The organism is Amycolatopsis granulosa, from assembly GCF_011758745.1.
Lineage (GTDB): Bacteria > Actinomycetota > Actinomycetes > Mycobacteriales > Pseudonocardiaceae > Amycolatopsis_E > Amycolatopsis_E granulosa.
Genome location: NZ_JAANOV010000001.1, coordinates 1,464,738 through 1,488,913, shown reverse-complemented (window position 1 = coordinate 1,488,913; position 24,176 = coordinate 1,464,738). Strand labels below are relative to the sequence as shown.

At 72.4% G+C, this 24,176-nt stretch carries 26 protein-coding genes; 12 read left to right on the top strand and 14 right to left on the bottom strand.

Features of this window, described 5'->3' with window-relative positions:
* Nucleotides 1-42 precede the first annotated feature (42 nt).
* The 5 genes from FHX45_RS07050 to fahA all read left to right on the top strand — a co-directional run bounded on the left by FHX45_RS07050 (nt 43) and on the right by fahA (nt 5,206).
* On the top strand, nt 43-1,365 hold the full coding sequence (locus FHX45_RS07050) for an MFS transporter (protein WP_167097772.1): 1,323 nt from the start codon (nt 43-45) through the stop codon (nt 1,363-1,365).
* A 36-nt stretch (nt 1,366-1,401) separates the two neighbouring features.
* A complete protein-coding gene (locus FHX45_RS07045) occupies nt 1,402-1,926 on the top strand; it encodes a MarR family winged helix-turn-helix transcriptional regulator (protein WP_167097770.1) in 525 nt (174 codons plus the stop codon).
* 63 nt (nt 1,927-1,989) lie between these two features.
* The gene (locus FHX45_RS07040; RefSeq protein ID WP_167097768.1) at nt 1,990-3,189 is read left to right on the top strand and encodes a homogentisate 1,2-dioxygenase; all 1,200 of its coding nucleotides are present in this window, start codon (nt 1,990-1,992) and stop codon (nt 3,187-3,189) included.
* Nucleotides 3,159-4,028 carry a hypothetical protein gene (locus FHX45_RS07035; RefSeq protein WP_167108555.1) on the top strand — a complete coding sequence of 290 codons (870 nt, stop codon included), beginning with the start codon at nt 3,159-3,161 and terminating at the stop codon, nt 4,026-4,028. The genes FHX45_RS07040 and FHX45_RS07035 overlap by 31 nt, the downstream gene beginning before the upstream one ends.
* Nucleotides 4,025-5,206: a fumarylacetoacetase gene (gene fahA, locus FHX45_RS07030; protein WP_167097766.1), complete on the top strand. Its 1,182-nt coding sequence runs from the start codon at nt 4,025-4,027 to the stop codon at nt 5,204-5,206. The genes FHX45_RS07035 and fahA overlap by 4 nt, the downstream gene beginning before the upstream one ends.
* Before the next feature lie 23 nt (nt 5,207-5,229).
* On the opposite strand, the gene FHX45_RS07025 is transcribed toward fahA, so the two are convergent.
* The 4 genes from FHX45_RS07025 to FHX45_RS07010 are packed head-to-tail and all read right to left on the bottom strand — an operon-like array spanning nt 5,230 to nt 8,964.
* Nucleotides 5,230-5,628, bottom strand: a complete 399-nt coding sequence (locus FHX45_RS07025; RefSeq protein WP_167097764.1) for a VOC family protein — start codon at nt 5,626-5,628, stop codon at nt 5,230-5,232.
* 11 nt (nt 5,629-5,639) lie between these two features.
* The gene (locus FHX45_RS07020; protein ID WP_167097762.1) at nt 5,640-6,371 is read right to left on the bottom strand and encodes a phosphosulfolactate synthase; all 732 of its coding nucleotides are present in this window, start codon (nt 6,369-6,371) and stop codon (nt 5,640-5,642) included.
* Nucleotides 6,368-7,498, bottom strand: coding sequence for an acyltransferase family protein (locus tag FHX45_RS07015; protein WP_167097760.1), 1,131 nt, complete (start codon nt 7,496-7,498; stop codon nt 6,368-6,370). Before FHX45_RS07015 ends, FHX45_RS07020 begins: the two co-directional genes overlap by 4 nt.
* Entirely contained in the window at nt 7,495-8,964 is a 1,470-nt protein-coding gene (locus FHX45_RS07010; RefSeq protein ID WP_167097758.1) for a class I adenylate-forming enzyme family protein, read from the bottom strand. Before FHX45_RS07010 ends, FHX45_RS07015 begins: the two co-directional genes overlap by 4 nt.
* A gap of 166 nt (nt 8,965-9,130) precedes the next feature.
* Between FHX45_RS07010 and FHX45_RS07005 the strand changes: the two genes are divergently transcribed.
* On the top strand, nt 9,131-9,991 hold the full coding sequence (locus FHX45_RS07005; RefSeq protein ID WP_167097756.1) for a CE1 family esterase: 861 nt from the start codon (nt 9,131-9,133) through the stop codon (nt 9,989-9,991).
* On the opposite strand, the gene FHX45_RS07000 is transcribed toward FHX45_RS07005, so the two are convergent.
* Nucleotides 9,927-11,093, bottom strand: a complete 1,167-nt coding sequence (locus FHX45_RS07000; RefSeq protein WP_167097754.1) for an MFS transporter — start codon at nt 11,091-11,093, stop codon at nt 9,927-9,929. The genes FHX45_RS07005 and FHX45_RS07000 overlap by 65 nt on opposite strands.
* A gap of 58 nt (nt 11,094-11,151) precedes the next feature.
* Entirely contained in the window at nt 11,152-11,730 is a 579-nt protein-coding gene (locus FHX45_RS06995) for a TetR/AcrR family transcriptional regulator (protein ID WP_167097752.1), read from the bottom strand.
* Nucleotides 11,731-11,841: 111 nt separating this feature from the next.
* Here FHX45_RS06995 and FHX45_RS06990 point away from each other — a divergent pair, with 111 nt between their 5' ends.
* A complete protein-coding gene (locus tag FHX45_RS06990) occupies nt 11,842-12,783 on the top strand; it encodes a MerR family transcriptional regulator (RefSeq protein ID WP_243868942.1) in 942 nt (313 codons plus the stop codon).
* A gap of 18 nt (nt 12,784-12,801) precedes the next feature.
* On the opposite strand, the gene FHX45_RS06985 is transcribed toward FHX45_RS06990, so the two are convergent.
* Nucleotides 12,802-13,491: a helix-turn-helix transcriptional regulator gene (locus tag FHX45_RS06985; protein WP_167097750.1), complete on the bottom strand. Its 690-nt coding sequence runs from the start codon at nt 13,489-13,491 to the stop codon at nt 12,802-12,804.
* 178 nt (nt 13,492-13,669) lie between these two features.
* Here FHX45_RS06985 and folE point away from each other — a divergent pair, with 178 nt between their 5' ends.
* Together folE and FHX45_RS06975 are read left to right on the top strand one after the other, a co-directional pair.
* Nucleotides 13,670-14,269 (top strand): GTP cyclohydrolase I FolE, encoded by a 600-nt coding sequence (gene folE / locus FHX45_RS06980; RefSeq protein WP_167097748.1) that lies wholly within the window; start codon nt 13,670-13,672, stop codon nt 14,267-14,269.
* A 73-nt stretch (nt 14,270-14,342) separates the two neighbouring features.
* Complete coding sequence (locus tag FHX45_RS06975; RefSeq protein WP_167097746.1) at nt 14,343-15,119, top strand: crotonase/enoyl-CoA hydratase family protein; 777 nt, start codon at nt 14,343-14,345, stop codon at nt 15,117-15,119.
* On the opposite strand, the gene FHX45_RS06970 is transcribed toward FHX45_RS06975, so the two are convergent.
* The 3 genes from FHX45_RS06970 to FHX45_RS06960 all read right to left on the bottom strand — a co-directional run bounded on the left by FHX45_RS06970 (nt 15,116) and on the right by FHX45_RS06960 (nt 17,886).
* Nucleotides 15,116-15,829, bottom strand: a complete 714-nt coding sequence (locus FHX45_RS06970; protein WP_341771645.1) for a GAF and ANTAR domain-containing protein — start codon at nt 15,827-15,829, stop codon at nt 15,116-15,118. The genes FHX45_RS06975 and FHX45_RS06970 overlap by 4 nt on opposite strands.
* 82 nt (nt 15,830-15,911) lie before the next feature.
* Nucleotides 15,912-16,925 (bottom strand): CobW family GTP-binding protein, encoded by a 1,014-nt coding sequence (locus FHX45_RS06965; RefSeq protein WP_341771382.1) that lies wholly within the window; start codon nt 16,923-16,925, stop codon nt 15,912-15,914.
* Between the two features lie 106 nt (nt 16,926-17,031).
* Entirely contained in the window at nt 17,032-17,886 is an 855-nt protein-coding gene (locus FHX45_RS06960; protein ID WP_167097744.1) for a virginiamycin B lyase family protein, read from the bottom strand.
* 42 nt (nt 17,887-17,928) lie between these two features.
* Here FHX45_RS06960 and FHX45_RS06955 point away from each other — a divergent pair, with 42 nt between their 5' ends.
* Complete coding sequence (locus tag FHX45_RS06955) at nt 17,929-18,522, top strand: TetR/AcrR family transcriptional regulator (protein ID WP_167097742.1); 594 nt, start codon at nt 17,929-17,931, stop codon at nt 18,520-18,522.
* 41 nt (nt 18,523-18,563) lie between these two features.
* On the opposite strand, the gene FHX45_RS06950 is transcribed toward FHX45_RS06955, so the two are convergent.
* The 4 genes from FHX45_RS06950 to FHX45_RS06935 all read right to left on the bottom strand — a co-directional run bounded on the left by FHX45_RS06950 (nt 18,564) and on the right by FHX45_RS06935 (nt 21,656).
* On the bottom strand, nt 18,564-18,986 hold the full coding sequence (locus FHX45_RS06950; RefSeq protein ID WP_167097740.1) for a C40 family peptidase: 423 nt from the start codon (nt 18,984-18,986) through the stop codon (nt 18,564-18,566).
* Between the two features lie 457 nt (nt 18,987-19,443).
* A complete protein-coding gene (locus FHX45_RS06945; RefSeq protein ID WP_167097738.1) occupies nt 19,444-20,316 on the bottom strand; it encodes a 5-oxoprolinase subunit C family protein in 873 nt (290 codons plus the stop codon).
* A gap of 88 nt (nt 20,317-20,404) precedes the next feature.
* The gene (locus tag FHX45_RS06940) at nt 20,405-20,569 is read right to left on the bottom strand and encodes a hypothetical protein (protein ID WP_208405834.1); all 165 of its coding nucleotides are present in this window, start codon (nt 20,567-20,569) and stop codon (nt 20,405-20,407) included.
* Between the two features lie 166 nt (nt 20,570-20,735).
* Entirely contained in the window at nt 20,736-21,656 is a 921-nt protein-coding gene (locus tag FHX45_RS06935) for a sigma-70 family RNA polymerase sigma factor (RefSeq protein ID WP_167097736.1), read from the bottom strand.
* Nucleotides 21,657-21,887: 231 nt separating this feature from the next.
* Here FHX45_RS06935 and FHX45_RS06930 point away from each other — a divergent pair, with 231 nt between their 5' ends.
* Nucleotides 21,888-23,087 (top strand): type VII secretion protein EccE, encoded by a 1,200-nt coding sequence (locus tag FHX45_RS06930; protein WP_341771381.1) that lies wholly within the window; start codon nt 21,888-21,890, stop codon nt 23,085-23,087.
* A complete protein-coding gene (locus tag FHX45_RS06925; RefSeq protein WP_167097734.1) occupies nt 23,084-24,130 on the top strand; it encodes a hypothetical protein in 1,047 nt (348 codons plus the stop codon). The genes FHX45_RS06930 and FHX45_RS06925 overlap by 4 nt, the downstream gene beginning before the upstream one ends.
* Nucleotides 24,131-24,176 lie beyond the last annotated feature (46 nt).

Sequence of the window (24,176 nt, the reverse complement as noted above, 5' to 3'; positions counted from 1 at the left end):
CGGTCCCTCGCTCCAGAACTGTTGTACTCAACGAGGAGAGACATGAGCGAAACCACCGCTGCCGGCGATGTCGGCAGCCGCACGATCCGCAAGGTCAGCCGCAGAGTCCTGCCGCTGGTCGCGCTGCTGTACGTGTTCAACTACATGGACCGGTCGAACATCAGCTACGCCCAGCTCGGCATGCAGCACGAACTGGCGATCACCACGGCAGTGTTCGGCACCGCGTCGGCGATCTTCTTCCTCGCCTACGTGGTGTTCGAGGTCCCCAGCAACATGATCATGAAGAAGGTGGGCGCGCGGATCTGGCTCGCCCGGATCGCGATCAGCTGGGGCATCGTCACCGTGGTCACCGGGTTCGTGCAGAACATCCCGCAGCTCTACCTCGCCCGGATCGTGCTCGGCATCGCCGAGGCCGGCCTCTACCCGGGCCTGCTGCTGTACCTGACGCTGTGGTTCCGCCCGAAGGAGCGCGGCCGGGCCATCGCGACGCTGGCGATCGCCCAGCCGATCGCGATGATCCTCGGCAGTCTCACCGGCGGCCTGATCCTCGACCACGTCCACTGGTTCGGCATGTCGTCCTGGCGCTGGGTGTTCCTCCTGCAGGGCCTGCCCGCGGTGCTGGTCGGCGTGATCGTGCTGGCCTGGCTGCCGAACAAGCCCAGCCAGGCGAGCTTCCTCACCGCCGAGGAGAAGGACTGGCTGGAGACGGAGATCAACTCCGACTACGCACCCGAGCGGAAGGAGACCTTCCTGGGCCAGCTGCGGGTCGTCAAGGACCGCAAGGTGCTCTACCTGGCGCTGGCGAACCTGTTCGCCGCGTGCGGGCTGTACGGGTTCACCTTCTTCCTGCCGCAGATCGTGAAGCAGATGGACCGGTCCTACTCGGCGACCAACATCGGCTTCCTCGGCGTGATCCCGTGGATCGTCGGCGCGATCGGCATGCTGCTGGTGGCCCGCAACTCCGACCGCACCGGCGAGCGGCGCGGGCACGTGGTGGCGATGATGCTGCTGGCCGCGATCGGCCTGTTCGGCACGATCCAGTTCCGGCACACCCCGGTGGCCGCGCTGATCTGCCTGTCGCTGGTCGCCATCGGCGTGCTCGGCTACCTCGCGCCGTACTGGGCACTGGCCGCGCGCCTGCTGTCGAAGGAGCACACCGCGGTGGGGCTGGCCGCGATCAACTCGATCGCCGCGCTCGGCGGGTTCTTCGGGCCGTACGTGATCGGCAAGAACGCCACCGCCGACGACGTCTCGGTGGGCCTGTACTTCCCGATCGCCTGCCTGGTCCTGTGCGCGGTGATGCTGTCCGTGCTCAAGGTGACGAAGGAACGGCGTGGCGTGGCGGCCACGCACGAGGTAGTTTAGGTATTAACTACTTCGGTGAAGCGTTAAGGTGCGGTCATGGCTGATGGCGAGCTCGACTTCTGGTCCTTCGTCGAGCTCGCCAACCGCCGGCTCGCCGACGAGTTCGGCTTCCGGCACCAGCTCGCCACCGAGGTGCTGCTGACGCTCAACCGCGCCTCCAACATCGTCACCTACGACCTGGAGGCGAGCGTCCACCGGCCGCGCGGCCACTCCTGGTCGGCGTTCCGGCTGCTGTTCGTCACGTGGCTGGCCGGCCCGCTGGAGGCCAAGAAGGCCGCCGAGCTGACCGGGATGAGCCGCGCGGCGGTGTCCAACCTGGCGAAGACCCTGGTCGCGGACGGCCTGCTGGAGCGCACCCCCGGCGAGCACGACGGCCGCTCGGTGCTGCTGTCGCTGTCCGGGCGGGGCCGCTCGGAGATGACCGAGGTCTTCCGCGAGCACAACGAGCGCGAGCACGAGTGGACCAGCGTGCTCACCGAGGCCGAGCAGCGGATCCTGGTGATGCTGCTGGACAAGCTGATCACCAACCGCGACCAGTTCGACGTGCGGGGCCGCAACTGACCCTTGCGCGCCGCCAAGGTAGTACATAGATTTACTACATCGGACCGGCAAGGAGGCGAAGTCATGGCGTACTACCGGCAGGTCGGTGCGGTTCCCCCCAAGCGGCACACCCAGCACCGCACGCCCGAGGGCGGCCTGTACTACGAGGAGCTGATGGGGGAGGAGGGCTTCTCCAGCGACTCCTCGCTGCTCTACCACCGCAACATCCCGTCCGCGCTCGTCGACTCGTCGGTCTGGCAGCTGCCGGACCTGACGACCGAGGCCAACCACCCGCTCAAGCCGCGGCACCTCAAGCTGCACGAGCTGTTCCCCGGCGAGGAGTGGAAGTCCCGTGACGTCGTCACCGGGCGCCGGCTCGTTCTGGGCAACGGTGACGTGCGCATCTCCTACGTCGCGGCGGGCGAGGCGTCGCCGCTGTACCGCAACTCGATCGGTGACGAGTGCGTCTACATCGAATCCGGCGAAGGCGTGGTCGAGACGGTCTTCGGCGTGCTGCCCTTCCGCCAGGGCGACTACGTGATCCTGCCCCGCGCCACCACCCACCGGTGGGTGCCCGACGGCCTGGTCCGCGCCTACGCCATCGAGGCGAACTCCCACATCACGCCGCCCAAGCGGTACCTGTCCAAGTACGGCCAGCTGCTGGAGCACGCGCCCTACTGCGAGCGCGACCTGCACGGGCCCACCGAGCCGCTGCTGGCCGACGGCACCGACGTCGAGGTGCTGGTCAAACATAGAGGCGGAACCGGGAACGGTGGTATCGCAGGCACCCGGTTCGTCTACCCGCAGCACCCGTTCGACGTGGTCGGCTGGGACGGCTGCCTGTACCCGTACACCTTCAACGTCGCCGACTTCGAACCGATCACCGGCCGCGTGCACCAGCCACCGCCGGTGCACCAGGTGTTCGAGGGCGCCAACTTCGTCATCTGCAACTTCGTCCCGCGCAAGGTGGACTACCACCCGCTGTCCATCCCCGTGCCGTACTACCACTCCAATGTGGACTCCGACGAGGTGATGTTCTACTGCGGCGGCGACTACGAGGCGCGCAAGGGCTCGGGCATCGGGCAGGGCTCGATCTCGCTGCACCCGGGCGGGCACTCGCACGGCCCGCAGCCCGGCGCCTACGAGCGCAGCATCGGCGTGGAGTTCTTCGACGAGCTGGCCGTCATGGTCGACACGTTCCGCCCGCTGGAGCTGGGTGAGGGCGGCCGCGCGGCCGAGGACCCGGGCTACGCCTGGACCTGGGCCGGCCGGGGGCCGCAGTGAACCCGGCGACCCCGGCGGGCCTGTTCGACGGGTTCCTCGACGACGCGGCGGTGTTCCCGCCGGGGCTGAAGCCGTTGGCGCAGGCGGTGCCGGACCACGCGGTGCACCTGGCGTCGGGCTACGGCGGCCTGGTCGGCCCGCTGGTGCTGGCGGCGCCCGCGCTCGCCGACCTCGGCGCGGTCGTGGAGCAGCCGCTGGACCTGGCGGTGACCGCGCCGGGCGGCCCGGCCCAGCTGCCGGACGCTCGTGCCCGGGCCGCCGACCTGCCGGTGCGGCTGACCGGGTTCGAGGTGGCGATGCCCGCGGGCCTCGGCGTGACCGAGTTCTTCACCGGGCTGGAGGCCGCCGGGGACGTCCCGGTGTTCGTCGAGGTGCCGCGGGACGACCGCCGCGCCGAGGTGATCGCGACCTGCGCGAGGACCGGGCACCGGGCGAAGTTCCGCACCGGCGGGGTCACGGCCGGGCTGTACCCGGACGAGGCCGAGCTGGCCTCGGCGGTGCTCGCGGCGGTGCGGGCCGGGGTCCCGTTCAAGGCGACCGCGGGGCTGCACCACGCGGTGCGCAACACGGACCCGGAGACCGGGTTCGAGCAGCACGGGTTCCTGAACCTGCTGCTCGCCGCGGGGGCCGCCGCCCGCGGCGCGGGTGCGGACGAGCTGATCGCGTTGCTGGCGGAGCGGGACGGTGCCCGGGTCGCCGCGCTGGTGTCCGAAATGGACGCCGGTGCGCGGACGTGGTTCCGCTCGTTCGGCACGTGCAGCATCATCGAACCGGTGACCGAGCTGGCGGACCTCGGACTGGTCCCGGCCGCGGCGCTGAACGGAGGAGTGACGGCGTGACCAGGATCGACATCCCGGAGGGCTCGCTGTTCGGGCTCGGCAACCTGCCCTACGGCGTGTTCACCACGCCCGGCACCGCCCCGCGCGTCGGGGTGCGCGTCGGCGACTCGGTGATCGACCTGGCGGTGGCGCTGGGCGACGACGTGTTCGCGCGGCCGTCGCTGAACGCGTTCATGGCCCAGGGCTACGACCGCTGGGTCGAGGTGCGGTCCCGCATCGGCGATTTGGTGCGCGGCGACGTGCCGGACGCGGCGGTCTTCGGAGTGGGTGAGGTGGAGCTGCACCTGCCGTTCGAGGTGGCCGACTACGTCGACTTCTACGCCTCCGAGCACCACGCGGCCAACCTCGGGCGGCTGTTCCGGCCCGGCGCCGAGCCGCTGATGCCGAACTGGAAGCACCTGCCGGTCGGCTACCACGGGCGCGCCGGCACCGTCGTCGTGTCCGGCACCGGCATCGTGCGGCCCTGCGGGCAGCGCAAGGCCCCGGACGAGGACGCGCCCACGTTCGGCGAGTCGCGGCGGCTGGACATCGAGGCGGAGCTGGGTTTCGTCGTCGGCACCGGGACACCGCTGGGGTCGCCGCTGTCCACAGCGGACTTCCCGCGGCACGTGTTCGGCGTGGTGCTGGTGAACGACTGGTCGGCCCGCGACATCCAGGCGTGGGAGTACGTGCCGCTGGGCCCGCACCTGGGCAAGAGCTTCGCGACGTCGATCTCACCGTGGGTCGTGCCGCTGCTCGCGCTGGAGGCCGCCCGCGTGCCGACGCCGCCGCAGGAGCCGCAGGTCCTGCCGTACCTGCGGGAGAGCGAGCCGTGGAGCCTGGACGTCGAGCTCGCGGTTTCGTGGAACGGGCAGGAGGTCAGCCGCCCGCCCTACCGGGAGATGTACTGGTCGCCGGCGCAGATGCTGGCGCACATGACCGTCAACGGGGCGTCCGCGCGCACCGGTGACCTGTACGCGTCCGGCACGATCTCCGGCGAGGCGAGGGACCAGCGCGGCGCGTTCATCGAGCTGACCTGGGGCGGCCAGGAGCCGGTCACGGTCAACGGCGAGCCGCGCACGTTCCTCCTCGACGGCGACGAGGTGACCATCACGGCCAGCGCCCCCGGCGCCGCGGGCCGCATCGGCTTCGGCGAGGTGCGGGGGAGGATCCTGCCGGCCACCGAAGCCAAGCGCTGACGGGCGGGGCACGATCGGCCGGGTCAGTACTGCAACCGCGGGTCGTCGTAGTTCTTGAACTCCAGCACGTTGTTCGACGGATCGACCAGGAAGATCGTGCGGTGCTGCTCGGCCGTGCCCTCGAACCGCAGCGACGGCTCGGACAGCACCGGCAGCTTCCGGTGCTCCACCAGGCGCACCAGCCGGTCGAAGTCCTCGGCGCGGGCGAAGCTCACCCCGAAGTGCCGAGGATAGGCCACCGCCTCCGCCGGCACGTCGTCGCAGAGGTGGCACACCAGCTGGTCGCCGAAGAAGTCGAAGGTGACGCGGTCGTCGTAGCGGCGGGCCAGCTTCGCGCCGAGGCCGAAGGTGTAGAACTCGACGGCCTCGTCGAGGTCGCGTGCGGGGACGGCGACGTGGCAGGCGTCTCGCGGATCACGCATGGGAACTCCGATCAGGCCACGGGGGCCGGGGTGAGCTGGATGAGGGTGTCGGCCCGCAGGCCGCGCCGGAGCGTTTCCACGCCGAGCACGTCCGTGGTGGCGATGTTGCCGAGGTTCACCGACGGCCCGAGCGCCTGGATCAGCTCGACCTGCAGGTCCTTGGTCGGTGCTTCGAACAGCAGCCGCCGGGGGTCGACGGACGAGATGACCGCGTGCAGCACGTCCTCGCGCACGTGCCCGTCCGGCCGGGCCAGGCCGCTGCGGCCGCTCTCCCGCGTTTCGGTGATGACCAGGTCCGCCCCCGCGGCGAGGTCCTCGGCGATCGCGGCCACCCAGTCACCGGGACCCAGGCACGCCGAACGCCCCGCGTCCTTGTAGCCGACCTCGGCCAGCACCGGCCGGTACCGCGCCATTCGCTCCACATAGGATGCCTTGTCGTGCTGCGACAGCGGGATCGTGCCGTTGGAGACCTCGATGTGGGTGGCACCCGCCGTTTCGACGAACAGCAGGTAGTCGTCGAGCTGATCGCGCACCAGGTAGTGCTCGAACAGGGTGCCGCCGAAGTAGCAGCCGATGCCGGCCTCGCGCAGCACCGCGACCTTGCGGTGCAGGTCCTTGGTCACCAGTGCGGTGCCCCAGCCGAACTTGAGCAGGTCGATGTGGTCGCCGTGGCTGGCCACGAGGTCGGTGAACGCGCCGGTCGGCAGGCCGGGGTCGATCACCATGGTGACGCCGGTGTTCATGGGGTTCCTCCGGTGGGGACGAGGGCGGGCCGGGCCACGGCGGCACGGTTGCGGCGGGGCCGCCCGGTGAGGGCGAGACTGACCGGGGTGCGGCGCGCCAGTGCGGTGACCAGGACGGACACGAGGTAGACGAGCGGGACGACGCCGAGCACCAGCACCGGCAGCACCACGGCATCGGGCGCCGGGTCCGCGCCGGGACCGGCCAGTGCAACCGCCGCGAGCAGGTACTGCAACACCAGCGGGTGGAGCAGGTAGACCCCGAACGACGCGTCGGAGGTCAGTCCGACCAGGTGGCGCCCCGGGGTTCCCCGCGCGGTCCACAACAGACCAATTGCGAGGAACGCCCACGCCACGGCGAAACTCTCCACCACGACCACGGGCTGGAACACGATGGCGGCCTGCGGTGGCGACTGGCCGGCGAGGGACACCTGTCCCCAGTAGACGGTCACCCCGAGCGCCACCGCGGCCGCGCATCCGCCGAGCACTCGCGCCGTGTGCGCCCTGGTCCACGCGACGAGCCGGTCGCGGTGCGCCCCGGCCAGTGCGCCCGCCAGGACGTAGCCGAGGTAGCTGGGCAGCCACGCGTCCGGTGCGTGCACCCACCCGGACAGCGCGCCGAGATCCCACTGCTGCTGCACGGCGAGCGCGAACACCAGCTGGAACGCCACCGCGAACGCCAGCAGCGCGGCGTGGTGGCGGCGGGTCGCGGCGATCAGGGCCCGGACCAGCGGCCACACCAGGTAGATCTGCATCGACACCAGCAGGAAGTACAGGTGGTACCGCGCGGTGCCGGTGAGCAGCTCGGTGCGGAACGCGGTCAGCGAGTACGGGCCGCCGTCGGCGAAGAAGTAGACGACCGTCCACAGCAGATACGGCACGGCCACCAACAGGTAGCGGCGCCGCCAGAACCGCGGCCAGCGCGGCCGCCGCACGGTGCTGTGGGTCAGCACGAACGCGGTCAGCAGGAAGAACACCTCGCGGCTGACGTGGAAGACGACGATCAGCGCACCGATCGCCACGCCGTGCGCGAACGGGGACAGCACCAGCACGTGCATCCCGATCACCAGCCCGACCGTCAGGACGCGCACCAGGTCGACGTAGTCGAGGTGCTCGGCGCGCGGGCTCACCGCCCGCCCGCTTCGACGCGCAGCTCACGGCGCAGCACCTTCCCGGTCGGCCCGAGTGGCAGGGCAGCGGTCACCTCGATCACGGCCGGTCGTTTGTGCCGGGGCAGCCGGTGCCCGCACCAGTCCTGCAGGGCGCGTTCCAGGCCGGCTGCCGACGCCGCGGTGACGAACGCGACCGGCACCTGGCCGAGCCGCTCGTCGGGCGCGCCCACGACGGCGGCCGTGCCGACCGCCGGATGCGCGAGCAGGACGTCCTCGATCTCCCGCGGGTAGATCTGCTCGCCGCCGCGGTTGATGACGTCGTCCACGCGCCCGTCGAGTGTGAGGTACCCGTCGGCGTCGCGGACGCCCACGTCACCGGTGGAAAGCCAGCCGTCGGCCCCGCGGGCCGGCCGGATCCGTTCGCCGGGGCCGTCGAGGTCGAGGTACCGGCTCACCACCTGCCGGCCGCGCAGCCGGACCTCGCCCCGCTCGCCCGGCGGGAGCGCGGTGCCGTCCGGCGCGGCGACGACGAGCCCGACGCCGACCGGCAGGCCCACCGAACCCGCGCGACGGAGCGCGGGATCGAGCGGGTTGGCGGTGATCTGCCCGGCGGCCTCGGACATGCCGTAGGTCTCCAGGACGCCGATGCCGGTGCGCGCGGTGAAGCGCCGGGCGATGCCCGGCGACAACGGTGCCGACGCCGAGCGGGCGAACCGGATCCGGTCGGCCACGGCAGCCGGTGGCGCGGGCCGCCGGGCGAGCGAGGCGAGGATCGCCGGGACGGTGTTGAGCCAGGTCGGCGCCCAGCGCGTCACGCGATCCCAGTACTCGCCGGCGCTGAACCGCTGGTCCACCACCAGCGAACCACCGCCGACGACGGTCGCGAGCAGGCCCATCACCTGTGCGTTCACGTGGAACAGGGGCAGTGGCGTGTAGCCGCGCTCACCGGGGCCCAGCCGGTGGTGCCGGGCGACACGGCGCGCGGTGTGCAGCAGCTGCCACTCGCTGAGCGGGATCCCCTTCGGGGCGCCGGTGGTGCCCGAGCTGGTCAACAGCACCGCGGGCCGCACCGCGGTACCCGCGGGCCGCGGCCGCGTGGCGCGCACCGGCCGTGGTCCGCCCCGGCCGAGGACCCAGGCCGGCCGGCGGGGCACGAGATCGGGACGGTCGGTGGCGACGACCGCGGTGCGCAACCGGTCGAGGGTGGCGTCCAGTTCGGCCGCGGGAAGCCGCGGATCGACGGGCACCGCGGTCAGGCCGGCGGCGAGACAGCCGAGGTAGGCGCTGGTGAAGGCCAGCGGATCGGCCGCGACCAGCCCCATCCGGGTGCGCGGCGGGAGGTCGTGGGCGAGGCTCCGCCAGCGCTGTGCGGCGGACGCGACCGCGCGCCAGCTCAGCTCCCGTCCGTCCGTGCCGTCGAGGAACGCCACCTCGTCCGGGCGGGCCGCGGCGCGGACCGCCAGCAACCCGGAAATTCGGCCCATCGTGTCTCCTCGGAAAATCGGCGGCGGGCGACCGGGCCGAGTGTCGTCAGCTTTTCTGGGAGACCGCTGGGCGGACGGTGAGAACGTCCTGAGAAATATCGCGGGAGGCGCTGCGCGCCGACCGGAATTCTCTCAGAATGGGCGCATGTCGCGGTGGCGGAGGCGGATGGCTGTGGGTCTGCTGTGCGCCGCCCTGGCCGCGTGCACGGCTCCGCCGGTGATCGCGGATTCGGTGCCGGCCAACCGGATCACGTTGTCCACGCGGTCCGTGCTGGGCCGGTCCTATCTCGCGGTGCGAGCGGCGGGGGAGAATTCCGGACTGCCGTTGCTGGTCGTTCTGCACGGCCGTGGGATGGATGTCCGGAATGCGGCGGCCCGCACCGGTTTTCTGCCGTTCGCGCAACGCGGAATGGCCGATATCGTATTTCCGGCGGGAACCGGGCAATCGTGGAACGCGGGCAACGGCTGCTGCGGCCTGGCCGCCCGGGACCACGTCGACGACCCGGCGTTCGTCGCCGCGGTCGTGGCCGACGCCGCCCAGGCGTTCGGCACCGACCCGCGGCGGGTCTACCTGGTCGGCTACAGCAACGGTGGCCGGCTGGCGTTCCGCCTCGCGTGCGAGTCGCCGGCGCCGTTCGCCGCGTTCGCCACCTACGGCGCCGCCCCGCCGCGGGTGTGCGCCAACCGGGCCGCGGCCGGGTTGTCGGCGCTGGTCGCGGCCGGCACGAACGACGGCATCCTCGGCCACGGCGCCGAGGTGGTGGAGCACGCGACCGCGACCTGGCGGGCGCTGGACTCGTGCCCGCCCGCGTCCTCGGTGCGCCATGACGGCGCGGCGGTGGTCACGACCTGGCGCGACTGCACCGGCGGCGCTGCCGTGCAGTCGCTGACCTTCGCCGGGGCCGGCCACGGCTGGCCCGCCCCGCTGGCCGGGCAGATGTGGGACTTCCTGTCCGCGCGGGTCAGGAGCAGGGCTGCAGCGCCGGCACCGGCGCCGGGCGGCGCACCAGCTCTGGCAGCACGGTGAGCAGGCCGAGCACCGCCAGCCCGGCACCCAGCCACAGCGGCGCGCGCAGGCCGGACATCGAGATGGCCAGCCCGCCGAGCGACGACCCGAGGATCACGCCGAGCGTGATGAACGACGAGTGCACGGTGTTGACCAGCGGACGGGCGTTCCCGGCGCGCTGCACGCGGGTCACCATCGCCGGGTTCAGCGTGACCCCGGCCAGCCCGATGCCGAGCATCGCCACCACCGCCGGCCCGGGCAGGTCCGCGAACAGCGCGAATGCGACGAGGAAGACGAGGTTCAGGGCCAGCCCGACGGCCAGCACGGGCATCGTGTGCCGGTCGGCGAGGCGTCCCACGACGAAGTTGCCCGCCACCGTGGCCGCGCCGTAGGCGACGAGCAGCGGCGGCACGGTGCCGCCGTCGAACCCGGTTACCTCGGTGAGGATCGGGGTGAAGTAGCTGAACGCCGAGAACGTGGCACCGATGATGAACGTGCTGGTCGACAGCGCCAGCCACAACCGCGGCGCGCGGAACGCGCCGAGCTCGGCGCGGAACGAGCCACCCTCGGCGGACGGGGCGATCGCGGGCACTCCGGTCAGGGTGGCCAGCGCGGCGACCACCGTCAGCGCGCCGATCGCCCAGAACGCGGCCCGCCAGCCGAAGTGCTCGCCGACGACGGTGGCGAGCGGCAGGCCGAGCAGCGTGCCGAGCATCAGGCCGTTCAGCACCACCGCGATCGCCCGGCCGCGGACCTCCGGCCGGACCAGCTGTGAGCTCAGGGACACGCCGATGCCGAAGAACGCCTGCGACGCGACACCGGTGATGATGCGGGCGGCCATCATCGTGCCGTAGCCCGTCGCCGTCGCGGCGAGCACGTTGCCGGCCAGGAAGATCACGAACAGCAGCATCAGCGCGGACTTCGGGTTCAGCCGCAGCAGCGCAACGGTGAGGACCGGGCCGCCGGCGGCCATCGCGACGGCGAACGCGGTGATGAGGTAGCCGATCTCCGGAACCGTCACCCCCAGCCCGTCCGCGAGCTGGGGCATCAGCCCGGCGACGACGAATTCGCTGGTGACCATCGCGAACACGCCGAGGCTCAGCACGTAGATAGCGCGCGGCATACGCACTCCTTCCATAACCAACTGATCATTCCATAATTCGGGCGTGCCGCGGCGGCGGTCAGGCCAGCAGCGACAACGCCTGGTCGACGGCCTCGCCGGCCCGGCGCACGTCGTCGGTCTTGCCCACGACCCGCAGGCCCTGCACGAACGTGACCAGGAAGCGGGCCAGTGCCCGCGGATCCTTGTCCGGCGCGAGATCACCCTCGTGCTGCGCCCGGGTCAGGGCGCCGGCCAGCGCGGCCTCCAGCTCGCCGAACGCGATCTCCACGCGCCGCGCCGCTGTGGCGTCGCGCGGCAGGAGCTCGGTTGCCGTGTTGGTGACCAGGCATCCCTTGTGGTCGGCGTCCTCGAGCACCTCGGTCAGGTAGCCGCGGATGAAGTCGCGGACCGCGGCCAGCGCCGGGCCGCGCCGGTTCAGCACCGTCATCGTCTGGATCCCGCGTAGCTCGCAGTAGCGGTCCAGGGCGTGCAGGTAGAGGTCGTGCTTGCTGCCATAGGTGGCGTACAGGCTGGCGCGGTTCACGCCGAGGTGCTCGACCAGGTCCTGCATCGAGGTGGCCTCGTAGCCCTGCCGCCAGAACAGCTCCAGCGCGGCCTGCAACGCGGCGTCGGGGTCGAACTCCTTGGTCCTCGCCATACCCGCAGCCTAGCTTATATCCAACCGATCGTTCCAGTAACCCCGTGATGCTCCTGTGGTCAGTGACTTGTCCCGCAACCGTGCGACCTGGAAATGTTGCACAATCGAAGGATGAATCCGCCGGGAGGCGGCCACCCGGACATCACCAGGAGGCGCGAGCCGATGACCCGCACGGGGCAGGCCGCACGAGACGCGGTACCGCCCGAAGCGGTGCTGACCCCTGCCGCGGTCGCGCGCCGCCTCGGCGTCGCCGTCGCGACCCTCCGCAGCTGGGACCGCAGGCACGGACTCGGGCCGAGTTCGCGGGAGCCGGGGCGGCACCGCCGCTACACGGTCGGCGACCTGCGGCGCCTGGAGCGCGTGGTGCAGCTGGTGCGCCAGGGTGTGCCGGTGGCGAGTGCGGCGGCGACGGTCAGCGCCGGCACGGCGCCGCGGATCGGCCCGCTCGGCCGGGTGCCCGACCGGGTGGCGAGCCGGCGGCGGCGGTCACTGCGCGGAGCCGCCGAAAAGCTCGACCCGGACGCCTTCCGCCGCATCGTGGTGGGCTTTCTCGACCGGCACGGCACCGTGGACACGTGGCAGAAGCTGCTCGTGCCGTTCCTGCAGGAGCTGGGCGAGCGGTGTGCCGAGCCGGACGGCCCGGTGGAGGTCGAGCACCTCGCGACCGACGGCATCATCGCCGCACTGCACGCCATCCCGCCCGGGCACACCGCGGCGGCTTCCGTGCTGCTGGCATGCGCGCCGGAGGAGCAGCATTCACTGCCGCTGGAGGTGCTGCGGCACGCGCTCGCCGAACGAGGGCGCGGCACGATCGCGCTCGGCGCCCGGGTTCCGCCGCAGTCCCTGCTCGCCACCGTCACGGCACGCAAACCGCCGGCCACGGTGGTGTGGGCGCATTCGGCGGAGCTGGCGCGCCTGGTTCCGGCGGCGGAGCTGACCGGCACCCGCCTGTACGTGGCCGGCCCCGGCTGGGACGGGGTGCCGCTCCCCGAGGGCACCCGGCACCTGCGCTCCCTGCCCGACGCGCTGGACGCGCTGACCGGACCGGCCTGACCGGCCTGCGCCCCGGGCCTACTCCGCCGAGCGGAGCTCCACGCAGCACTCGCCGGGTCGCGGCTCGAGCGCCGCCTCCACAGTGCTGGCGCCCAGCCCGTCCAGCAGCCCGGTCAGGAACGACTGGTTCAGCCCGCAAACGACCGCCGGTTGTTTCACCGCCAGCGGGTGGAACGGGCAGTTGCGCAGCCGCAGGCACGCCGGGGACTCGCGGCTCGGCTCGAAGCCGTGCTGTTCCACGACGTCCGCGGCCAGCGTCAGTGCCCGCTCGGCGCCCAGCCGTCCCGGCCGCGCCCGCTCCCGCTCGGCGCTGCCGACCGCGTGTCCCCGTTCCCGGGCGATCCGCAGCGCGGCCTCGTGCGCGGTTTCACCCGCATCCTCCTCGACCACCGCGTCGAGCAGGATGTCCGCCAGCAGGTCGGGCCGCCGCGGCGGGACGCTGACGCGGAGGTCCAATCCGGACGGCTCGTAGACCTTCGGGGTGCGGCCCGCGCCGCGCCGCTCACCGACGAACTCGTACCGCGCGCGGAGCAAACCGGCGGTGACCAGCTTGTCCAGGTGGAACGCGGCGAGCTTGCGCGAGATGCCGACCGAGCCGGCGGCCTCGTCCCGGGTGACCGGGCGCCGGGCCTGGCGGATGTAGGCGTACATGCGGCGCCGCAGCTCGTCGTCGAGCGCGGCCAGTGCCCGGATCGGCCCCTCCGTCATCGTTCCACGGTATCACCGAACCTCCTTTGCCCAATGCCACCGAGAAGCCTTGACTTCAGCCGGAAGAAAAGACCAAACTTTGTTGGTGAAAAGTGCGAGGCGGGACGCCACGGCCGGCGCGGAACACCACGCGACGCGGCCCGCCCGCTGCCCCACCTCCCCACCGAAAGGCAATCCCGTGCAGCCCGAACCCGCCCTGCGCGTCGTCCACGACCAGAGCGACAGCGTCGACCTGGCCGCCGCCGAGCTCCACGCCGCCCAGTTCCTCGAGGCTCTGGGGATCTCCCTGGACTCGGAGAGCCTGCGCGGAACACCCGGCCGGATGGCGCGCGCCTACGCCGAGCTGTTCTCGCCGCGGCCGTTCGACCTGACCACGTTCCCCAACGACGAGGGCTACGACGAGCTCGTGCTGGCGCGCGGCATCCCGGTGCGGTCCGTGTGCGAGCACCACCTGCTGCCGTTCGTCGGGGTCGCGCACGTCGGCTACCTGCCCGGCGAGCGCATCCTCGGACTGTCCAAACTGGCCCGCGTGGTCGAGCACTTCGCGCGGCGGCCGCAGGTGCAGGAGCGGCTGACCAAGCAGGTCGCGGACTGGCTCGCCGAGCGCGTGCACCCCAAGGGCGTCGGCGTGGTCATCGAGGCGGAGCACACGTGCATGACCCTGCGGGGCGTGCAGGCGGCCGGGTCAAGCACCGTCACCTCCACCCTCCTCGGCACGCTGCGCGAGGACGCCCGGTCGCGCCAGGAGTTCTTCGCCCTCACCGGTGTCAATCCCTGACCCGCTCCGGCGTGACGTTCGGGAGTGACGTTCGGGAGTGACAAGGACCGCAGCCTTGTGACAGCGTGACGGCATGACCGAGCCTGGGGTCCGGGTCGAGCGCGACGGCCCGGTGCACACCGTGATCCTGTCCCGGCCGCACGCCCGCAACGCCGTCGACGGGCCGGCCGCGCAGGCCCTGCTGACGGCGTTCGAGGAGTTCGACGCCGACGACTCGGCGGCGGTCGCGGTGCTGTGGGGCGAGGGCGGCACGTTCTGCGCGGGCGCCGATCTGAAGGCGATCGGCACGGACCGTGGCAACCGGCTGGGCGAGGACGGTCCCGGCCCGATGGGGCCGACCCGGCTGCGCCTCGGCAAGCCGGTGATCGCCGCGATCGCCGGGCACGCCGTGGCGGGCGGGCTGGAGCTGGCGCTGTGGTGCGACCTGCGGGTGGCGGCCGAGGACGCGGTGTTCGGGGTGTTCTGCCGCCGCTGGGGCGTGCCGCTGATCGACGGGGGCACGGTGCGGCTGCCCCGGCTGATCGGGGTCAGCCAGGCGATGGACCTGGTGCTCACCGGACGGCCGGTGCCGGCGGACGAGGCGCTGCGGATGGGGCTCGCGAACCGGGTGGTGCCGCGCGGCACCGAGCGGGCCGCGGCGGAGGACCTGGCCGCGGCGATCGCCCGGTTCCCGCAGACCTGCCTGCGGCAGGACCGGTTGTCGCTGCTCGAGCAGGACGGTCTGGACGAACGCGCGGCGATGGCGAACGAATGGCGGCACGGGCTGGTCTCGCTGGCCGCCGACGCTGACGAGGGGGCACGCCGCTTCGCCGCCGGCGCCGGCCGCGGCGGCTCGTTCGAGCTGGGCTAATCGCTTCCGGTGACGGCGTTGTTGGTGCCCCGCACCAGCCAGTCGGCGACGTCGTGCAGTTTGCGGTTCGAGTTCTGCGACGCGCGTACCAGCAGGGTGAACGCCTGGTCGTCGGTCACCCGGTGACGCTCCATCAGGATCCCCTTCGCCATCGAGATCACGTCGCGCGTTTCCAGTGCGCTGCGCAACTGCTCCTGGGCGCGGGAACCGGCCAGGGCGACGGCCGCGTGCGCGGCGAAGAGGCTGCCCACGTGCACGGCGGACTCGTCGAACGCATCCGGTTCCGACGAGAACAGGTTGAGCGCCCCGAGCAGGGTCTTACCGGTGAACAGGCGGATCGCGAGCATCGAGCTGATCCCCAGCTCGGCGGCGGCCGCACCGAATTTCGGCCAGCGATCGTCGGCGCGGATGTCGCCGGTGCGGTAGACGGTGCCGGCGAACACCGCGTCCACGCACGGCCCTTCGCCCAGCTCGTGCTGTAACTCGTCGAGCCGCGCCACCCGCTCGCTCGACGGCGCGACGGTCCGCAACGCACCCGAGTCGAGCAGTGAGACCCCGGCGTCCTCGGTGCCCGGCACGGTTGCCGCGACGGCTGCCACGATGTTGCCGACGGTCTGCCCGACGTCCGGCTCCGGCTCGAGCGTTCGCACGACGGCGCTGAGCGCGTCGGCGAGTTCGAGATCGGCGGGTCTGATGAGTTCGTCCGTCACCAGCACAGTCTTGTCCACGCACGCGGGTGGCGACAGGTCCTGGCCCATCTTTCCGGTCCAGATCGTCGGCACGAGCCGGTCGCTACCCGCAGTGTTTGAGCACCGGCAGGATCGCCCGCTCGGTGCGGGCCGCCGGGACGGGTTCCACACAGGCCGAGAGCCGCGCGAGCAGGTCGTCGGCGTCGAGGCCGGTCCCGATCAGCACCAGCCGCGTGCCGGGTGCCTCGTCGCCCCACGGCGAGCGGTGGAACCGCAGGTACGGTCCGACGGTGTGCAACAGGAAGCGGTCGTCGTGGCCGGGCACGCCGAAGTGCACCGGCCCCTTCATCCGGTACAACCCGGCCGGCCGTTCGGTCAGGAAGTTCAGCAACCGCCGCGGGTGCAGCGGTGTCGCCGAGGAGAACTCGACACTGCGGTAGGCGTCGTGCAGGTGCGCGTGGGGGTGGCCGAGGTGGCCGTCCTGGTGGCGCAGGTCGTCGAACGACAGCTGCCGTGCCACCGGCTCCGGCCGGCCCGGATCGAACAGCAGACCCGGATCGATCGCGCCGAACGACGCCCGCACGACCGGGCGGCCGCCGCTGAGCTCGCGCACCAGTTCCCGCAGGTCTTCGTCGTCCCGCTGGTCGGTCTTGTTCAGCACCACCAGGTCGGCGAAGCGCAGGTGCTCGTCCAGCTCGGGGTGACGGATCCGGTTGGCCTCGAATTCGACCGCGTCCACGACCTCGACCAGCCCGCCGTACGCGATCCGCGGGTTCTCCCCGGCCAGCAGCATGCGCACCAGGTCGCGTGGCTCGGCGAGGCCGCTGGCTTCGACGACGATCGCGTCGATGCCCAGTGCGGGCTCGGTCAGCCGCTCCAGCATGCGGTCCAGGCCCGCGGAATCCACCGCGCAGCACAGGCACCCGTTACCCACCGGCAGCATCGCGTCGATCTGCCCTGCGACCGCCAGCGCGTCCACGTTGACGCGGCCGAAGTCGTTGACGACGACGCCGATGCGGTGGTCGCGCGCATGCGTGAGGAGGTGGTTGACCAGTGTCGTCTTGCCCGAGCCGAGGTAGCCGGCGACCAGGACCACGGGGATCGGCTGCGTGTTCACCGGCGGCACCTTATCGCGCACCCCGCCGCGCCACCGGTACCGCCGCGCGTGCCCGCCCGCGTCGATCCACTGTGGACAATCTGTGTGTGGTGGGCCGCCGGGTTCTTCAGGCGCGCAGCCGGGCGATCCGGCCGGCCTCCAGCGCCGCGCAGACCGAGCCGTCCGTGCCGACGGTGAGCCCGTGCGGCTCGGAACCCGGGGTGGGCAGCGTGAAATGCGTGAACTCACCGTCGGCGGTCACGTGCCCGACCCGTCCCGCACCCCATTCGGTGAACCAGCACCCGCCGCGCCCATCGGTGGCGACCGCGTGCGGGCGGGCTCCGCGGTCCGGCAGCGGGAACTCGGTGATCTCGCCACCGGTGATGCGGCCGATCTGCCCGGCGCCGATTTCGGCGAACCACACCGCATGCGCGTCGGCGGCGATGCCGACCGGCGCGGCGTTCCCGGTGGGGAGCGGGAAGCGGGTCACCTCGCCGGTGGTGGTGACGCGCGCGAGGGCGTGCGCCTGGTTCAGCGTCACCCAGAGCGCGCCGTCGCCGCCGGTGACCAGGGTGGACGGGAACGAGGCGTCGAGGCCCAGCGAGAACTCGGTGATCTCGCCACCCGCGGTGATCCGGCCGATCCGGCCGGCGTTCATCTCGGTGAACCACAGCGCACCGTCCGGTCCGGCGGCGACCCCGTACGGGCCGCAGCCGTCCGGCAGCGCGTAGGAGGTGGCGGTGCCCCCGGGGGTGATCCGGCCGATGCGGTCGTCACGCAGGCGGCTGAACCACAGCGCACCGTCCGGACCGGGTGTGATCACCGCCGGCCCGCAGCCGGGGTCGAGGTCGAACACCGTGATGTCGCCCGCGATCCGGGCGATCTGGCCACTGTGGACCAGCGTCACCCACAGGGCGCCGTCCGGGCCTTCGGTGATCCCGTACGGCCCGGCGCCGGGCACGTCGATTTCGTCGATCTGCACGTTGCCTCCTTAACGCGACGAAAGTCGCGCTAAGATGCTGACATGAGCGAGTCGGCCGGTGCAACCGGTTTGCGCCGCCCCGGCGGCCGCACCGCCCGGACCCGCGCGCGGGTCCTGGATGCGGTCACGTCCCTGCTGGTCGAGTCCGGGTTCGACGGGCTGAGCATCGACTCCGTCGCCGAACGCTCCGGGGTGCACCGGGCGACGGTGTACCGGCGGTGGCGGGACGTGGGCGGCCTGCTGGCGGACGTGTTCGACGCGGCGGCACAGGACGATTGGGCACCGGCGGACACCGGTTCACTGCTGGGTGACCTGATCGCGGTGAACCGGGAGGTGTTCGAGTCGCTGCGGGACACCTCGTCGGTGACCCGGGCGTTGATCGCGGCGTCGTTCCGGTCGGCCCCGGCGGCGGCCGCGTTGCGCGCGTTCTGGCGCGACCGGTACCGGCGGTGCGCGGTGGTGGTGTCGCGGGCCCAGGCGCGCGGGGAGCTGCCGGACGGGGTGGACGCGCACCGGGTCGTGGTGATGGCGACGGCGCCGCTGTACCACCGGCTGGTCCTGATGGGTGAGCCACCGGATCCGGTGATGGCCGAGGAATGCGCCCGGGACGCCGTTTCGGCGGTGATCTCCGGATGACGCCGCGGGGCACCGGTTCGCCGGATGCCCCGCGGCGGGGATCACCAAGCCCGGCCGACGGTGTAGGAACTGGTCCAGATGGTTTGCAACCGGACCACGTCACCCGATTCCGGAGCGGCCCAGATCTTGTTGTCCCCGGCGTAGATACCCACGTGGTAAACCTTGCCGCCGCTGGCGAAGAACACCAGGTCGCCGGGCCGCTTGTCCGGCTTGGACACGCCGCGGACCGCCGTCCGCTGCGCCCGGGCGGTCCGGGGCAGGGTGATGCCGACCTGCTTGTGCGCGTACTGCGCCAGGCCGGAGCAGTCGAACCCGCCCGGACCGGTACCGCCGGAACGGTAGGGCTTTCCGGCCTGTGCAGCCGCGGCGTGCACGATACGGTCGCCTGTGGACAGCTGCGCCGCGGTCGCGGGCGCGGTGAACGCCAGGACCGCGACGGCGCACGTGATCGGCACGGTGATCATTCTGCGTATTCGAGTGGGCACGGTAGGAACCTCCTTCACACTCGAAGGCATTTCGGTTCATTTCCCGGAACCAGAACCCGTTTTCCCCGCGGCCCGATCACGAAACGATATACACCCGCTTCAGTGAACGAGAACACGTCGGTGAACCGGGCTCACCTTTCGCGTGCTCACGCCCGCGGTGCCGGCAGCCCGGCGGCCCGCACGGCCGGTGGCGGAGCACGACGACCCGGCACAGCAGCTGCCGGACGGACGCCGGGACGGCAGGCCGGTGCCAGCCAGGTCCGATGTGGACCTTCCGGATCGGCAACGGCGATCGCGGCCACCGAGCTCCTGCCGCTGCCCGGGCCCTACTTCCACTGCGCGTCCTCACGAGCCAAATTCGGGGATCGGCCCGAGGAGTGTCCACTCCGGGTTCAGTGAGCGGGTGCTCCGTCACCGGAGCCCGCGAACCCGGCCCCTAGGCTGGCACGTCGGCGAGGGTGAACCGCATCCGCATCCCCGGGCGTGCCTGGGCCGCTTTGTCGACGTCCTCGGTCACCACCACCGCGATCACCGGGTAACCCCCGGTCACCGGGTGGTCGGCGAGGAACAGCGTCGGCCTTCCGGACGGCGGCACCTGCAACGCTCCGGCCACGATGCCCTCGCTGACCAGTTCCCCCTGCTGCGCGCGGGGCAGCACCGGCCCGTCCAGCCGGATTCCGATGCGGTTGCTCTCCGAGGTCACGACGTAGGGCTGCGACAGCAGGGTCCGCGACGCCGACTCGGCGAACCAGTCGTCGCGCGGACCGGGGATCATGCGCAGCGTCAGCTCGTCCGACGGGGGAGCGCAGACCGGCGCCTCGCCGTGCGGCGCCGCGGGGCGAACCGGGTCGCCCAGTGGGAGAACCATCCCGCGCCGCAACGGATCCGGTCCCAGCCCGGTCAGCAGGTCCGTCGCCCGCGAACCGAGGACGGGTTCGACCGTCACACCGCCCTGGACCGCCACGTAACTGCGCAGCCCGGTGGCCGGCCATCCCAGCCGGAACTCGGTGCCCGCCGGGATCCGCAGCGGCGAGTTCATCGGGGCACTCGTCCGGCCCACGGTGATCGGGCTCGGTGCACCCGTCACGGCCACGACGAGGTCCCGGCTCGCGCGGGCGGCGAACCCGCCGAACGTCACCTCGATCGCCGCCGCGCCGGCGCTGTTGCCCACCAGGTGGTTCGCGAGCTTCAGCGAGGCGCGGTCGGCGGCGCCGGACGCGGTCACACCGATGTCGGCGTACCCGGGCCGGCCCAGGTCCTGCACCGTCGACAGCGGCCCGCTGTCGACGACCTCGAGCACAGCGGCCATGGCGACTCCGGTTCGTTCGGGTGCCGCGACCGTACTCAATTGTTGAACGATCCTGCAAGCGCTACGTATTACATCTGGGCTGCGAATTTCACCACGGCCGGAACGGATCCTCCTGGTGCCGCGAAGCCGGACGGCACCACGGGCACGGCGCCTCGTGCGAGGTGACGAGACCGGTCACCGGATCGACGTCGGTCTCCAGGATCCAGCCGTCCCAATCCCCGCACGTGCGGCAGCGGGACTTCGTGTCAGCCACGTCAGCCTGCCCATCTTCCCCCTCGACGGTCGCTATGCGGTCAGTGTGCCCGGCCCCGCTGCCGGACCGGGACCGCCGGGCTGACCGCGACGGGAGATCGAACGCGCAGGTCACCGGCGCCGGTACGGTGGCGGCGCGGCGGCGCTGCGGACTTCGCGTCGCGGCGTCAGGAGACGTAGGCCTGCAGCCGGCTGGTGCGGGACTGCTCACGTAGCTTGTCCAGCGTGCGCCGCTCGATCTGGCGGATCCGCTCGCGGGTGACGCCGAGCTCGCGGCCGACCTCCTCGAGGGTGCGCTGACGGCCGTCGTCCAGACCACACCGCAGCCGGATCACCTGCTGCTCGCGGGCGGTGAGCGTGCCCAGCAGATCGTCGATCTCCCGGCGCAGCACGTGGTACGACGACGGCACGCCGGGCCGCGCCGGGTGGCACAGGAAATCCGCGAGCACGCTGGTGCCGTCCGTGCCGACCGTCTGATCCAGGCTGATCGGCTCCTCGTTGTAGGACAGCAGCTCGATCACCTGGAACGGCGTCAGGCTCAGTTCCGCGGCGATGTCCTCGTGCCCGGGTTCCCGGCCAAGCCGGACGGCCAGCTCCCGCCGGGCGGCCAGCACCCGGTTGACCTGTTCGGCCAGGTGCACCGGGATCCGGATGGTGCGGGACTGGTCCGCCAGCGCCCGGCTGATCGCCTGGCGGATCCACCACGTCGCGTAGGTGGAGAACTTGAACCCCGGCGTGTAGTCGTACTTCTCCACCGCGCGGATCAGCCCGAGGTTGCCCTCCTGGATCAGGTCCAGCAACGACATGCCGCGCCCGGTGTAACGCTTGGCGATGCTGACCACCAGCCGCAGGTTCGCCTCCAGCAGCCGGTTCTTCGCCTCGCGGCCCTCGTCGGCGACGAGCTGCAGGTCCGCGCGGCGTTCCGGGTCGGCGATCGGCGTGGTCGCCAGGACGTGCTGCGCGTAGAGACCCGCCTCGATCCGTTTCGCGAGGACGACCTCCTCCTCCAGGGTCAGCAGCTCGGACCGGCTGATGCCGTTGAGGTACGTCCGGACCGGATCGGCCGGCTCGAAGAGCGGTGGGGTCACCTGCCGTTGCCTCCGACAGCCAGGAGAGAGTGCGCTTCCGGTGCCAGCGTGGCCGAACGCCCTGGCACGGAACCGACACCGCGGCGCCGCGCGGCCAAGGGGAAAACGCCAGGTCATCACCAGCCCTGGCGCGCCGGGTCGCGGTAGGGTGCGGGGCGGCTACGGGTCCGCCGCGAACACCGCGGGTTTTCGTGCGGTGATCATGGCGGGGTCCGGCTATATCGTTGGCTGGTGGAAGGGGCTCCGCAGGTGATCACGACCGGTCAGCAGCCGCAGGCCGCTGCGCAGTTCGACGCGCGTGGCGGCGGCTCCGTCGAACTGCGCGCCCAGGCCAGACGGCAGGCGTGGTTCCGCCCCGCACGCGGCCGGGGACGGCTCGGGGTGGTGAGCCTGGCCCGCCTCCTGGCGTTCGAGGTCGTGCTCGTGGTCGTCGCGGCCGTCGGCGTGCAGAAGATGTGGGCGCTGATCGTGGCGGGCGTGATCGGTCTCGCCGCGATCGTGCTGATGTTCGGGCGATCCCAGGGCCGCTGGTGGACCGAGAGCCTGATGCTGTGGATGGGGTTCCGGTCCCGCCGGGGCACCGCGGGTGAGCGGCGGGACGACCCGCGGCTCACCGCGTTGTGCGAGCTGGTGCCGGATCTCGTGGTGGAGAACATCGACGGCCCCGGCGGCAGCAAGCTCGGCATGGGCAGCGACGAAGCGGGCTGGTTCGCCGTGCTGGAGGTCGGCGGCGGCGCGGCGGTCGCGAACCCGCCCGTGCCGCTCGCGGCGCTGGCCCGCACCGCCGCCGAGGCCGAACAGGCCGGTGTCGTCATCCAGGTGGTGACGCACTCGGTGCCCGGGCGGGACGCCGGAACCCGTGACCGCGTGCTGTGGGTGGCGGTCCGGCTGGACGCCACGGCGGTCGCCGAGTCGATGATCGACTCGGCGACGGGGCGCCTGGACGTGCCCGCGGTCCTCGCCGAGATCACCCGTCGTGCGGAACGGGTGCTGCGGCGCCGCGGCCTGCCGGCCCGGATGCTGACGGCCGACGAGGTCGTCGACGCGCTGGCCCGGTCCTGCGACCTGCGGCCCGGCGGCGGCCCGGCCGGGGTGCACGAGGACTGGGAGGCCTGGCACTCGGCGCGGCTGGCGCACGGTTGCTTCTGGATCCAGTCCTGGCCGGACCCGGATCGCGGTACCGGCCTGCTCGCCGCGCTCGCCGAACTGCCCGCGGACCTGGTCAGCACCGCGGTGCTGCTCGAACCGTCCTACGAGGGCACCATGCTGCGATGCCTGGTCCGGGTCGCGGCGACCCCGCAGCGGTACGCGCAGGTGTGCGACCTGGTCCGTACCCTCGCGCAGCGCAACGGGGCCCGGGTGTCCCGTTTGGACGGTCAGCACGCGCCGGCCGTGTATGCTTCGGCCCCGAGCGGGGGAGGTGCACGATGAACGCCGGGCAACACCCGCCGTCGCGGCCGCAGCCGCCGGCGCAGGCGATGGCGCGGCCCAGGCCGCCGGTTCCGCCGGCGCAGGCCCAGCCGCAGCCGCAGCCGCCGCCACCGCAGGGGCAGGCCGTGCTCGGCGCCCCGGCGGTACCGTCGGCCCCTGCCGTCGTCGCCGTTGCGGCTCCGGCGCGGACGCGGCAACAGGCGGGTTCCGAGGCCGCCGCGACCGCGACCGCGACCACCGTGGAGGTCGCGCGGCCCGCGCTCGCCGTGGGCCTCCCGGCCCCGATGCCGCCCGGCCCGCCCGGACCCGGCCCCGCCGGGCCGGCGACCGTCGCGCCACGGGAGCACCGGGACTGGCGCACGCGACGGCACCGGTCGATCCCGCGCCTGCGGATCGGCGCGCACCACGCGTCGGACGCCGCGCTGGAACTGCTGCAGATCTCCGCGTCGTCGGTCGGCCTGCCGCTCGGTCGCGACCAGAACGGCTTCCCGGTGGCGTTGACGCTGTTCCGGCCGGAACCGGTGTCGGTGAGCCTGATCGGCGGGGCCTGGGCGGCCCGGCTGATGGCCTACCGCGCGCTGCGGGCCGGTGCGCGTCTGCTGGTCTTCTCGCAGCACCCGGCCGACTGGGTCCAACTGGGACGGTCCGCGACCGGCCGCACCGACCGCGTCGCCGTGGTGGCGCCGGGATCACCGCCCGCGATGAGCGCCAGCGCGGACGCGCCGGTGCTGTGCCTGCACGACGCGCCGCAGACCCAGAGCGAGCCGGAAGCGTGGCAGACCAGGGTGCTGTTGCACCGCCGCCTCACGCCGGAACGCGTCGGCGCGGTGCCGGGCTCGGACCTGGTCCTGATGCAGCGGCTCACGCCCAACGAGGCCGCGCTGCTGGCGCCGGCGCTCCAGTTGACCCAGCGGACGTCCCAGCAACTCCAGGTGCTGCGCGACGACATGCTGGCCGTGCTGGCGGGGGAGACCAACCACTACGTGTGGGTGGATCCGGCGCCGGCGGAGCGCGAGCGGCTGGGCCGGCCCGGCCGGTACTGATCCCGGGCGGGGACGCCGGTGCCCCTGGCCGGCCCTCGTGGGTAGT

Bases quoted from the DNA above. Each gene is read 5' to 3' on its own strand.
- FHX45_RS07050 (WP_167097772.1), top strand. From the start codon at position 43: ATGAGCGAAACCACCGCTGCCGGCGATGTCGGCAGCCGCACGATCCGC.
- FHX45_RS07045 (WP_167097770.1), top strand. From the start codon at position 1,402: ATGGCTGATGGCGAGCTCGACTTCTGGTCCTTCGTCGAGCTCGCCAAC.
- FHX45_RS07040 (WP_167097768.1), top strand. From the start codon at position 1,990: ATGGCGTACTACCGGCAGGTCGGTGCGGTTCCCCCCAAGCGGCACACC.
- FHX45_RS07025 (WP_167097764.1), bottom strand. From the start codon at position 5,628: ATGCGTGATCCGCGAGACGCCTGCCACGTCGCCGTCCCCGCACGCGAC.
- FHX45_RS07020 (WP_167097762.1), bottom strand. From the start codon at position 6,371: ATGAACACCGGCGTCACCATGGTGATCGACCCCGGCCTGCCGACCGGC.
- FHX45_RS07010 (WP_167097758.1), bottom strand. From the start codon at position 8,964: ATGGGCCGAATTTCCGGGTTGCTGGCGGTCCGCGCCGCGGCCCGCCCG.
- FHX45_RS07005 (WP_167097756.1), top strand. From the start codon at position 9,131: ATGGCTGTGGGTCTGCTGTGCGCCGCCCTGGCCGCGTGCACGGCTCCG.
- FHX45_RS07000 (WP_167097754.1), bottom strand. From the start codon at position 11,093: ATGCCGCGCGCTATCTACGTGCTGAGCCTCGGCGTGTTCGCGATGGTC.
- FHX45_RS06995 (WP_167097752.1), bottom strand. From the start codon at position 11,730: ATGGCGAGGACCAAGGAGTTCGACCCCGACGCCGCGTTGCAGGCCGCG.
- FHX45_RS06990 (WP_243868942.1), top strand. From the start codon at position 11,842: ATGAATCCGCCGGGAGGCGGCCACCCGGACATCACCAGGAGGCGCGAG.
- FHX45_RS06985 (WP_167097750.1), bottom strand. From the start codon at position 13,491: ATGACGGAGGGGCCGATCCGGGCACTGGCCGCGCTCGACGACGAGCTG.
- FHX45_RS06975 (WP_167097746.1), top strand. From the start codon at position 14,343: ATGACCGAGCCTGGGGTCCGGGTCGAGCGCGACGGCCCGGTGCACACC.
- FHX45_RS06955 (WP_167097742.1), top strand. From the start codon at position 17,929: ATGAGCGAGTCGGCCGGTGCAACCGGTTTGCGCCGCCCCGGCGGCCGC.
- FHX45_RS06950 (WP_167097740.1), bottom strand. From the start codon at position 18,986: ATGATCACCGTGCCGATCACGTGCGCCGTCGCGGTCCTGGCGTTCACC.
- FHX45_RS06945 (WP_167097738.1), bottom strand. From the start codon at position 20,316: ATGGCCGCTGTGCTCGAGGTCGTCGACAGCGGGCCGCTGTCGACGGTG.
- FHX45_RS06925 (WP_167097734.1), top strand. From the start codon at position 23,084: ATGAACGCCGGGCAACACCCGCCGTCGCGGCCGCAGCCGCCGGCGCAG.